The sequence below is a fragment of the Rhizobacter sp. P2_H2 genome (assembly GCF_056403375.1).
Genome location: NZ_JBFUFP010000089.1, coordinates 1 through 10,697 on the forward strand (window position 1 = coordinate 1; position 10,697 = coordinate 10,697).

The 10,697-nt window shown below is 69.5% G+C and carries 10 protein-coding genes; 5 read left to right on the top strand and 5 right to left on the bottom strand.

The annotated features are described in order from the left end of the window. Positions 1-142: 142 nt before the first annotated feature. A complete protein-coding gene (locus AC1D15_RS08145; RefSeq protein ID WP_047510227.1) occupies positions 143-583 on the bottom strand; it encodes a CopD family protein in 441 nt (146 codons plus the stop codon). Positions 584-939: 356 nt separating this feature from the next. Between AC1D15_RS08145 and hemB the strand changes: the two genes are divergently transcribed. Further along, positions 940-1,947 carry a porphobilinogen synthase gene (hemB, locus tag AC1D15_RS08150; protein ID WP_465110780.1) on the top strand — a complete coding sequence of 336 codons (1,008 nt, stop codon included), beginning with the start codon at positions 940-942 and terminating at the stop codon, positions 1,945-1,947. A gap of 26 nt (positions 1,948-1,973) precedes the next feature. Then, positions 1,974-3,092, top strand: coding sequence for a magnesium transporter CorA family protein (locus tag AC1D15_RS08155; protein WP_477825587.1), 1,119 nt, complete (start codon positions 1,974-1,976; stop codon positions 3,090-3,092). Between the two features lie 81 nt (positions 3,093-3,173). Here the strand turns inward: AC1D15_RS08155 and ybeY are convergent, their stop codons facing one another. Then, positions 3,174-3,623, bottom strand: coding sequence for an rRNA maturation RNase YbeY (gene ybeY / locus AC1D15_RS08160; RefSeq protein ID WP_047510233.1), 450 nt, complete (start codon positions 3,621-3,623; stop codon positions 3,174-3,176). 2 nt (positions 3,624-3,625) lie between these two features. Beyond that, entirely contained in the window at positions 3,626-4,639 is a 1,014-nt protein-coding gene (locus tag AC1D15_RS08165; protein WP_465110777.1) for a PhoH family protein, read from the bottom strand. A 91-nt stretch (positions 4,640-4,730) separates the two neighbouring features. Here AC1D15_RS08165 and AC1D15_RS08170 point away from each other — a divergent pair, with 91 nt between their 5' ends. From AC1D15_RS08170 to ruvA, 3 genes are all read left to right on the top strand, one after another. Then, complete coding sequence (locus tag AC1D15_RS08170) at positions 4,731-6,632, top strand: sensor histidine kinase (protein ID WP_477825588.1); 1,902 nt, start codon at positions 4,731-4,733, stop codon at positions 6,630-6,632. Between the two features lie 69 nt (positions 6,633-6,701). Beyond that, positions 6,702-7,355, top strand: a complete 654-nt coding sequence (locus AC1D15_RS08175; protein ID WP_047510238.1) for a response regulator — start codon at positions 6,702-6,704, stop codon at positions 7,353-7,355. After that, positions 7,352-7,924 carry a Holliday junction branch migration protein RuvA gene (ruvA, locus tag AC1D15_RS08180; protein ID WP_477825589.1) on the top strand — a complete coding sequence of 191 codons (573 nt, stop codon included), beginning with the start codon at positions 7,352-7,354 and terminating at the stop codon, positions 7,922-7,924. Before AC1D15_RS08175 ends, ruvA begins: the two co-directional genes overlap by 4 nt. Before the next feature lie 7 nt (positions 7,925-7,931). On the opposite strand, the gene AC1D15_RS08185 is transcribed toward ruvA, so the two are convergent. Beyond that, the gene (locus AC1D15_RS08185; protein ID WP_477825590.1) at positions 7,932-8,402 is read right to left on the bottom strand and encodes a copper chaperone PCu(A)C; all 471 of its coding nucleotides are present in this window, start codon (positions 8,400-8,402) and stop codon (positions 7,932-7,934) included. Positions 8,403-8,428: 26 nt separating this feature from the next. After that, on the bottom strand, positions 8,429-10,669 hold the full coding sequence (locus tag AC1D15_RS08190; protein WP_477825591.1) for a TonB-dependent receptor: 2,241 nt from the start codon (positions 10,667-10,669) through the stop codon (positions 8,429-8,431). Positions 10,670-10,697 lie beyond the last annotated feature (28 nt).

The window sequence follows — 10,697 nt, forward strand, 5'->3', positions numbered from 1 at the left end:
CGGCAGGTGGCCGAGCCCGGCCAGCGCCAGCGCCACCGGCTGCTTCCAGCCGGTGAACGGCGACAGGCTCGCGTAGACGATCAGCGCCGCATACAGCCACGCCAACGGTCCGGCCGAGCTGCGGTGCGGTGCCATCGCCGGATCAGAACGGCTTGACGATCACCAGCACGACGATGGCCGCGAACAGCAGGATCGCGGTCTCGTTGAAGAAGCGGAACCAGCGTTCGCTGCGGCGGTTCTCGAACTGCTCGAATCGGCGCAGCAGCGCGCGGCAGCCGTGGTGGTAGCCGATCGCCAGCACCACCAGCGCGAGCTTCGCGTGCAGCCAGCCGCTGCCGGGTCCGCGCCCGATGCCGAAGCCCAGCCACAGCCACAGGCCGAACAGCAGGGCGGGAACCATCAGGAAGCTGGTGAAACGGTAGAGCTTGCGCGCCATCAACAGCAGGCGCTCACGCTCGGCGTGGCTGTCGGCCGGCACCGAAGCGAGGTTGACGAACAGGCGCGGCAGGTAAAAAAGACCGGCGAACCAGCTGGCGACGAAGATCAGGTGCAGGGCCTTGACCCAGGGATAGAGGCTGCTCATCCGCGGGATTATGGGGGGCCGGTCGAGCGCAGGGCCGCCCCAAGCCGACCGGCATCCCCTCGGGGGATCGGCGATGTACTCGTCGACGAGGGGTGGTCATCCCAAAAAGAAAACCCCGACCGTCAAGGCCGGGGTTGAAAAGCCTCATCGCTGTCATCACGGTAAGGCTCCTGCTCAGGGAGGAAAAGCAGGGAATGACCACCTTGCGGCTATCATTCAAGGGCGACTTTAGCAGATGAGTGCCGGGCTGTTGAAGTGCCGTCGCACGGGATTTACACGTAAAAAGTCCCGATGTCTCATCGTCACATCGGTTTCGGCGGCCGGCCCCCGCGTCGCAACCGCCTTCAGAAGACGCCATGCTGCCGCCCGCCCCGTTCCCCGCCAACCGCCCGCGCCGCCTGCGCCGCGATGAATTCACCCGCGCGCTGGTGCGCGAGAACCGCCTGCACGCGAGCGACCTGATCTACCCGGTGTTCGTCCAGGACGGGCGCAACCAGGTGCACGACGTCGCCTCGATGCCGGGCGTTCAACGCCTCAGCCTGGACCGGCTGATGCCGCTGGCCGAAGAATGCGTGAAGCTCGGCGTGCCGGTGCTGGCCTTGTTTCCGGTCATCGAGCCGGCGCTGAAGGACGAGAACGGCAGCGAGGCGCTGAACCCGAAGGGGCTGGTGCCGACCGTGGTGCGCGAGTTGAAGAAGCAGTTCCCGCAGCTCGGCCTGATGACCGATGTCGCGCTCGATCCGTTCACGAGCCACGGCCAGGACGGCCTGCCCGACGAGACCGGCTACATGCGCAACGACGACACCGTGAAGGTGCTGACCGGCCAGGCGCTGGTGCAGGCCGAGGCCGGCGTCGACATCGTCGCGCCGAGCGACATGATGGACGGCCGCATCGGCGCGATTCGCAGCGCGCTCGAAGCGCGCGGCCTGGTCCACACGCGGATCATGGCGTACAGCGCCAAGTACGCGAGCGCCTTCTACGGCCCGTTCCGCGATGCGGTCGGTTCGGCGAAGAACCTCGGCAAGGCGGACAAGAAGGTCTACCAGATGGACCCCGGCAACAGCGACGAGGCGCTGCGCGAGGTCGCGCTCGACCTGGCCGAAGGCGCCGACATGGTGATGGTGAAGCCCGGCCTGCCCTACCTCGACATCGTGCGCCGCGTGAAGGACGAGTTCCGCGTGCCGACCTTCGCCTACCAGGTGAGCGGCGAGTATGCGATGGTGAAGGCCGCCGCGGCCCAGGGCTGGCTCGACCACGATGCGGTGATGCTCGAGAGCCTGCTCGCGTTCAAGCGCGCCGGCGCCGACGGCGTGCTGACTTACTTCGCGCTCGACGCGGCCCGGCTGCTGCGGCAGCAGGCCTGACGCACCCGACACCACACACGCGGCGCATGCGAATCTTCCACATCACGGCCGACCAGTTCACCGAGATCGAAGCGCTGCCCGACAAGCTGCCGTCCACCGGCTACCTGTGGATCGGCACCGCGCGGCGCGAGTTCGAGGTCAACATCGCCGAGGTCCAGGCCGGGCTGCAGCGCTGGACCGGCGGCCAGCTCGTCGACCTGCACATCTCCGACCTGCTGAACAACCAGCTGCCGTCGCACTTCGACTACACCTCGTGGTACGACCTGATGGTGTTCCGCCGGCTCGCGGCGGGCAGCGGCAGCGCCGGCCTGTTCCTCGACGACCAGAGCGGCACCGCCAGCACCGCCAAGCGTGCGCTCGAGGCGATCGACACCAGCCCGGTCGGCTTCGCGGTGTTCGACCGCGTGCTGATGACGGTGCACCCGACCGACTGCCAGGTGCGCGATTTCTTCGCGAGCAAGCTGCAGCAGATGGTCGAGGGTGCCGACCAGCGCTACGAGCCGCGCGGCGCGATGCGGCTGCCCACCGGCCCCGCCGACCTGATGCTGCGCATGCTGAACCACATGGTCGACAGCTACCTCGAGCTGCGCCGGCTGCTGACCAAGCAGCTCGGCTACCTGCAGCAGGAGCTGTTCAACCCGCGCAGCCAGTTCGACAGCTGGCAGGTGCTGCTCGAGTCGCGCAACTCGCTGCACCTGCTGGAAGACACCTGCGAGGACCAGCGCAGCGCGATCGTCGAATGGATCGACTCGCTCGACGAATGGCCGGACGAGCCGGACCCGAAGGCGGCGCGCGACCGCGAACTGCTGCGCGTGCGCTCGCGCGACGTGCTGGAGCACATCGAGCGCGTGCTGAGCCACGTGCGCCGGCTCGAATCCTCGGCCGAGACCGCGGTGCAGATGCATTTCTCGGCGCAGAGCAACCGCACCAACGACATCATGCGCACGCTGACGGTGCTGACCGCGATCTTCCTGCCGCTGAACCTGGTCACCGGGTTCTTCGGGATGAATTTCGAGGGGCTGCCGCTGATCCACAGCGGCGACGGCGTCTGGATGGCCAGCGGCTTCATGCTGGTGATCGCGGTTTCGCTCGGCTGGTTCTTCTGGCGCAAGCGCTACCTGAGCACGTCGCGCCATCCGAGATGACAACCCCTCGGTCGATGAGTACATCGACCGATCCCCCGAGGGGATGCGGGCCGGCTTGGGGCGGCCCGGCGCTCGGCCCGCTCAGCGCTGATAGGGATCGTCGTAGCCGAGCCCGGCGAGGATGCGCGTCTCCTCGGCCTCCATCTCGACCGCCTCGTCCTCTTCCTCGTGGTCATGCCCCTGCGCGTGCAGCGTGCCGTGCACCAGCAGGTGCGCGTAATGCGCCTGCAGCGCGATGCCCTGCTCGCGCGCCTCGGCCTCGACCACCGGCGCGCACAGGATCAGGTCGGCCTGCACCACCGGTGCGTGGCTGTAGTCGAAGGTCAGCACGTTGGTCGCGTAGTCCTTGCCGCGGTACTCGCGGTTCAGCGCGCGGCCTTCGTCGGCATCGACGATGCGCACCGTGATCTCGCCGGGCGCCGCCAGCGCCGCGCGGATCCAGCGCGCCACCTTGTGGCGGGGCAGCTCGGCGCGGTGCGTCGCGTCGGCGAACTGCAGCGAGAGACCCAGCTCGGGACGTGCCGTCGCCATGTTCAGATCCGATCCGTCGGCGCGGCGTCGTAGGCCTCGACGATGCGCGCGACCAGCGGGTGGCGCACCACGTCGGCCGCGGTGAAGCGCGTCATCGCGATGCCGGCCACGCGGCGCAGCACGCGCTCGGCGTCGATCAGCCCGCTGTCGGTGCCGCGCGGCAGGTCGATCTGGCTCACGTCGCCGGTGACGACGCACTTGCTGCCGAAGCCGATGCGCGTCAGGAACATCTTCATCTGCTCGCGGGTGGTGTTCTGCGCCTCGTCGAGGATCACGAACGCATGGTTCAGCGTGCGCCCGCGCATGAAGGCGAGCGGCGCGATCTCGATGTTGCCCTTCTCGAACGCGCGGCCCACCTTCTCCATGCCCATCAGGTCGTACAGCGCGTCGTACAGCGGGCGCAGGTAGGGATCGACCTTCTGCGCCAGGTCGCCGGGCAGGAAGCCGAGCCGCTCGCCGGCCTCGACCGCCGGCCGCGTCAGGATGATGCGCTGCACGCTGCTGCGTTCCAGCGCATCGACCGCGCAGGCCACCGCGAGGAAGGTCTTGCCGGTGCCGGCCGGGCCGATGCCGAACGTGATGTCGTGCGCGAGGATGTTGCGCAGGTACAGCTGCTGGTTGGGCGTGCGGCCGGTCAGGTCGGGGCGGCGCGTGCGCAGCAGGACCTCGTCGCCCTCTTCATCCGGGGCATCGCCCGGGGCCGCCTCGCGCAAGGCCGGGCGCCCGAGCACCGGCGTGCGCGGCCGCGCCTGCGAGTCGTCAGCCAGCGCCTCGGTGATCGCGAGCTGCAATGTCTCGGCCGCGATCGGCCGGCGCGAGCGGCCGTACAGGGTCTGCAGCAAGGCCACCGCGCGCTCGGCACTCGCCTTCGGGCCGTCGATGCGGAAGGATTCGTTGCGCCGCGAGATGCTGACGCCGAAGGCGGCCTCGATGCTGCGCAGGTGTTCATCGACGCTGCCGCACAAGTGCGACAGGCGGGCGTTGTCGAGCGGGATGAAGGCGTGGCGAAGGATCACGTGGGCGCTGACTCGGGCTGAAAAGAAGGCGGAAGGCCGGATTGTCGCCGGAAGGCCCCGGCGGCGCAGGCATCCTGCACAATCGGCGCCCATGCCCTGCTTTCCGCCGACGCCCACCCTCGCCGACCGGCTGCGTGCCGCGGCCCGATGCGTGGCGATGTCGGTGGCCTGCGTGCTGGCCCTCAGCGGCGCGGTCGCGAGCGCCGCGGCCGATGACTCCGGCGTCATCGAGATCCGCAACGCGAGCCGGGTTGCCAGCACCCTGCCCACCTTCCCGCAGGACTTGCAGCAGCGCGCCGTGCGCCTGCCCGACGACTGGTCCGAGACCCTGCCGCAGTCCGACGGGCCGGCCTGGTACCGCCTCAACTTCACGCTGCCGGCGAGCCGCATCACGCCGGCGCCGCTGATGGCCGCCTACATCGAGCGTGCCTGCAGCAACGCGCAGGTCTGGCTGAACGGCAACCTGGTCTTCGACGGCGGCCGCATGGCCGAGCCGGTGACGCGCAACTGCTTCTACCCGCAGCTCGTCGCGCTGCCGCCGGCGCTGCTGAACCCGGACGGCAACGTGCTCGACATCAAGGTGCAGGGCTACGCGCTGCAGCACGTCGCGTCGCGCCAGCGGGCCGGCGGGCTGTCGGCGGTGCAGGTCGGGCCGCACGCGCTGCTGGCCGAGCAGCAGGCGCGCCAGGCCTTCTGGAACATCTCGCTGGTGCAGGTGATCTCGGCGATGCTGGTGCCGCTGGGCATCGTGATGCTGGGCATGGGGTGGCAGGATCGCCGCAGCCCCTGGCTGATCCATTTCGGCCTGCTTGCGATCGGCTGGGCCGCGCTGTCGGCGCGCCTGTGGTGGCGCGATCCGCCGTGGGACAACGCCACCAGCGAGTTCCTGTCCTGCGTCGGCTTCGGCGTGCTGGTGGCGCTGGCGGTCCAGTTCCTGGTGCGCTATGCCGCGCTGCGCTCGACCAAGCTCGAGATCGGCCTCGCGCTGCAGTGCCTGCTGATCCCGGCCAGCCTCGCGCTCGCCGGGCCGCATCGCCTGTACCTGATGACGAGCAGCTGGTACCTGCTGCTGTCGGCCGAGGTGATGGCGGCCGTCACGCTGTACCTGCGCGTGACCTGGCGCAAGGGGCCGGACGGCCGCGCCGACTTCTGGCCGATGGCCTTCATGCTGATGGGCGTCGGCGTGCTGGTGCTGGTCGAGCTGGCGACGCAGCACGGCTGGATCTCGTGGCTGCCGGTGCACGTGCTGCACTTCAGCATGCCGCTGATGTTCATCGCGGTCGCCGCGCGCCAGATCCACATCTTCGGCCGCGCGCTGCAGGTGGCCGAGGCGAGCCGCAACTCGCTGGAAAGCCGCATCAACGAGGTCACCGCCGAGATCGAGCGCAATTTCTCGCAGATGGCCGAGCTGCGCGTCGAGCAGGTGACCGAGAAGGAACGCAAGCGCATCGCCGCCGACCTGCACGACGACCTGGGCGCCAAGCTGCTGACCATCGTGCACACCAGCGAGAGCGAGCGCATCTCCACCCTGGCGCGCGAGGCGCTCGAGGAGATGCGCCTGTCGGTGCGCGGCCTGACCGGCAAGCCGATGCAGGTGGCCGATGCGCTGGCCGACTGGCGCGCCGAGACGGTGTCGCGCCTGAGCCAGGCCAACATCGAGGCCGACTGGCGCAGCCCCACCGAAGACGTGCACCAGCAGCTGTCGGCGCGTGCCTTCGTGCAGACCACCCGCATCCTGCGCGAGGCGGTCAGCAACATCATCAAGCACAGCGGCGCCTCGCACTGCAAGGTGCGCTGCAGCATCGGCGAGCATGATTTCGTGCTGGTCGTGCAGGACAACGGCAAGGGCATCCCGATGGAACTCGACGGCAAGMTCGACCGCGGCCACGGGATGGCCAGCATGAAACACCGCGCCAAGCAGATGCAGGGGCAGTGCCTGGTCGAGTCGGGGCCGGGCTACGGCACGGTGATCCGGCTGACCTTGCCGCTGTGAAGCGCACAATCCTTCCTCGTCCGTCCACCCGGCCGCTGCTACGATTCAAGATCCCCTCGAGGACACCCCATGAACAAGATCCTGCTGCTCGAAGACCTGCCCGAGATCCGTGCCTGGGTGAAGGCCCTGGTGACGCAGGTGTTTCCGCAGGCGCAGATCTCCGAGAGCGCCCGGGTGCACGACGCGCTGGCCCTGATCAGCGCCGAGCGCTTCGATGTCGCGCTGGTCGACCTGGGCCTGCCGGATGGATCCGGCGTCGACGTGGTCGCGGCGCTGCGTGAATCGCAGCCCGAGGCGCAGTCGGTGGTGGTCACCATCCACGACGACGACGACCACCTGTTCCCCGCCCTGCAGGCCGGCGCGTTCGGCTACCTGCTGAAAGAGCAGCCGCGCGAGCATTTCGTCGAGCAGCTGCAGCGCATCAGCCAGGGCGAGCCGCCGCTGACGCCGTCGATCGCGCGCCGCGTGATCGCGTATTTCGCGGCACAGAACAAGCCGCAGGAGCGCCCGCAGAACCTGCCGCACGTCTCGCTGACCGACCGCGAGAACGAGGTGCTGCTGTGGGTGGCCAAGGGCTTCACGCTGCCGGAGATCGGCACGCAGCTGAACCTGTCGCGCCACACGATCGCCGACTACGTGAAGCAGATCTACCGCAAGCTCAACGTCAGCTCGCGGGCGGAAGCCGCGCTCGAGGCCCAGCGCCTGGGCCTGTTCCGCCGATGATCGGCCGGCTGAGCGGCCTGCTGGCAGAGAAGAACCCGCCCCAGTTGCTGGTGGATGTCGGCGGCGTCGGCTACGAGGTCGACGTGCCGATGAGCACCTTCTACAACCTGCCCACGCTCGGCGAGCGCGTGACGCTGCTGACGCATTTCGTCGTGCGCGAGGACGCCCAGGTGCTGTTCGGCTTTCTGACAGCCGAGGAGCGCGCGACCTTCCGTCAGCTGGTGAAGATCTCCGGCGTCGGGCCGCGCACGGCCCTGTCGATCCTGTCGGGCTTGAGCGTCGGCGAGCTGGCGCAGGCGGTGTCGCTGCAGGAGAGCGGCCGGCTGATCAAGGTGCCGGGCATCGGCAAGAAGACGGCCGAGCGGCTGCTGCTGGAGCTGAAGGGCAAGCTCGGTGCCGACCTGGCGATGCCGGCCAGCGTCGCGAGCGATGCGCAGGCCGACATCCTGCAGGCGCTGGTGGCGCTGGGCTACAGCGACCGCGAGGCGGCCGCCGCATTGAAGAGCCTGCCGGCGGAAGTCGGTGTGAGCGAAGGCATCAAGCTCGCGCTGAAGGCCCTCGCCCGCTGACCCCTCGTCAGTGGCTGTGATCGGCCCCCGCCGCCTCGACGTTCACCGTCACCGTCACCTCCCCCGCCTTCTCGAACTTCAGCCGCAGCGGGAACTTGTCGCCCTCCTTCAGCGGCGCCTTCAGCCCGAGGAACATCACGTGCAGCGCGCCGGGCTTCAGCTCGACGTACTTGCCGGCCGGCACGTCGATCGCCGCCACCTCGCGCATGCGCATCACGTCGCCCTCCATCTTCATCATGTGCAGCTCGGTCGTCCGGCCGACGTCGGCGCTGGCCGACAGCAGGCGGTCATCCGCCTTGCCGCGGTTCTCCAGCCGCAGGAAGCCGCCGCCGGTCGGCTGCCCCGGCGCGGTCGCGCGCGCATACGGGTGGCCGATGGCGATGTCGCCGAGCGTGAATTCATGGGCCTGGGCCGCGGCGGCGGCGAGCGAAACCAGGGCGGTGGCGGCAAGGCGGGTGAGGAGGTGGTTCATGGTCATGACAGGGGTCCGTTTCAGGGAGGCATTCACAGGTCGTACCGCAGCTCCGCACTGTAGGTGCGTTGCGGGTACGGGTGGAAATTCCAGTACTGGTCGTTGTTCAGGTTGTCGATGCCGAAGGCGGCATGCCATTGCCTGTCGATCGCGAAGCGCACCCGCAGGTCGGTCGTGAAGTACTTCGACGTGCCCATGTAGGTGGATCCKTTGGTGTCGCTGTTGTCCAGGCTGCCGTACTGCCGGCCGCTGTAGCGCGCGCCGTAGCTGACGGTCCAGCGCTCGTCGACGCGCCAGGCGGCCAGCGCGCTCGCCCGCCAGCGCGGCACGCGCGGCTGCCACTTGCCGACGGTGTCGCCCGGCGTGCTCACGTAACCGCTGTTGGCGACGATCTTCGAGTCGGCATAGGTCACGCTGCCCTGCAGGTCGAGCCCGCGCCACAGCACGTTCTCGCGCTGGGCGGCGGCTTCGAGGCCGGTGGTGCGCACATGGTCGACGTTCTGCACGCTGTTCGTCACCGGCGTCACGTTCGGCAGCGGCTGGCTGTACAGCGCATCGTGCGTGTCCTCGTGGAACAGCGTCAGGCGCAGCGTCGCCGCGTCGGGCAGCGTCCATTCGGAGCTGAGTTCCGAGGTCCAGGAGCGCTCGGGCCGCAGGTCCGGGTTCGCGATGTTGCTGATGCCGGTCGCGGTGGCCGCGCCCTGGTACAGCTCGGACACCGTCGGAAACCGCACCGCGCGCCCGGCCGAGGCCTTCAGCACCCAGCCCTCGCGCAACTCGTGCGACAGCGCGGCCTTCGGCGACCAGGCGGTCTCGCAGCGCTGCGGATGCGCATACGGCGTGAACGTGCCGGTCTGCGTCAGGCCGTCGAAGGCCTGCCAGCGCTCGCCGCGCAGCCCGAGCACCGCCATCCAGCCGTCGGCGAAGCGCCAGGCGTCCTGGCCGAACACCGAGCGCAGCCGCGTGTTGCCATTGAAACGGGCGTTGACCGTGCCGCTTTCCTGGTTGATCCAGTCCGCCAGGCCGTAGACGGTGGTGCGCAGGCGGAAGCTGTCCTGCTGCAGCCCGGCGTCGACCACATGGGCGCTGCCCTCGCCAGCGGGCCGCCAGGTGCCGCGCGCCGACAGCGTGTTCCAGCCGGTGCCGTTCAGGTCGGTCGCGCTGCCGTTGCCGCCGTTGAGCATCTGCTGCGACAACGCGGGCTGCTGCGTCGACCCGGCGGCGGGCTTGCGGCTCAGGTCGCGGCGGTAGTCATAGACGCTCGCAGCCAGCTCCCAGTCGAACACGCCGCCCGCGTTCTGCTTCAGCGACAGCGCCTGCACCAGGTGCGCGAGGCCGTCGCGGTTGGTCACGCCGCCCAGCACCGGGGCCACGTACTGCTCCGAGCGCCCGACCGCGTCGTTGCGCCACCAGCCCAGCGTGTAGCTGGCCCGCAGGTCGGTGGCCAGGTCGTAGGCGAGCTTCAGCTTCAGGTGGTCCTGCACCGTGCGGTACTGCGTGCCGGTGCCGCGCACGTACCAGGGCTTGCCGGTCTTGTCGGTGTCCGGCACGGCGCCGGCGGTCGGCGTGGCCKTGGTGTCGAACACCAGCGGCTGGCCTTCGCTGTCGAGCCGGTTCGCGTTGATCCACCACGACCAGCCGCCGTGGCGGTCGCCGAGCGAGGCGCTGGTCTGCCAGCCGTTGTAGGTGGTGTCGGTGCCGTAGAGCTGGAACGGCTGCGAGAACGCGCCGACCATCGCATGGGCCTCGAACTTCGACGGCATGCGCGTCAGGTAGTCGACCACCGCGCCGGCCGAGTTGCCGGGGTAGGCGGCCGAGAACGGGCCGTACAGCACGTCGACGCGCTCGATCTCCYCCGGCGTCACCAGGCCCCAGCGCGGCGCGAAGCTCGCGCCGTTGCCGAGCAGGTTGGACAGCAGGATGCCGTCCGCATAGACCAGCGAGCGCGCGCTGTTGCCGGTGCCCGACGCGCGCGTCGACAGCACCGCATGGTTGTAGTCGCCCGCATAGCGCTTGCGCACCAGCAGGCTCGGCAGGTACTTCAGCGCGTCCTCGCTGTCGGTCGCGTTGATGCTGGCCTGCACCTGCGCGCCGCTGATGCCTTCGATCGTCGTCGGGATCTGCGACGGCAGCGAGCCGCGGCGGCCACCGGTCACGGTGACCACGCCCAGGTGCTTGACGGGTGCGGTCGCCTCGTCGGCGTCGGCGCGAGTGGCAGCGGTGTCTTCGTCGGCCCATGCCGCCAACGGCAGGCAGGCCAGCAGCGCCAGCACCGCACGGGCGGCTGGCGTGAATCGGTAC

Bases quoted from the DNA above. Each gene is read 5' to 3' on its own strand.
- ruvA (WP_477825589.1), top strand. From the start codon at position 7,352: ATGATCGGCCGGCTGAGCGGCCTGCTGGCAGAGAAGAACCCGCCCCAG.
- AC1D15_RS08145 (WP_047510227.1), bottom strand. From the start codon at position 583: ATGAGCAGCCTCTATCCCTGGGTCAAGGCCCTGCACCTGATCTTCGTC.
- AC1D15_RS08185 (WP_477825590.1), bottom strand. From the start codon at position 8,402: ATGACCATGAACCACCTCCTCACCCGCCTTGCCGCCACCGCCCTGGTT.
- hemB (WP_465110780.1), top strand. From the start codon at position 940: ATGCTGCCGCCCGCCCCGTTCCCCGCCAACCGCCCGCGCCGCCTGCGC.
- ybeY (WP_047510233.1), bottom strand. From the start codon at position 3,623: ATGGCGACGGCACGTCCCGAGCTGGGTCTCTCGCTGCAGTTCGCCGAC.
- AC1D15_RS08155 (WP_477825587.1), top strand. From the start codon at position 1,974: ATGCGAATCTTCCACATCACGGCCGACCAGTTCACCGAGATCGAAGCG.
- AC1D15_RS08175 (WP_047510238.1), top strand. From the start codon at position 6,702: ATGAACAAGATCCTGCTGCTCGAAGACCTGCCCGAGATCCGTGCCTGG.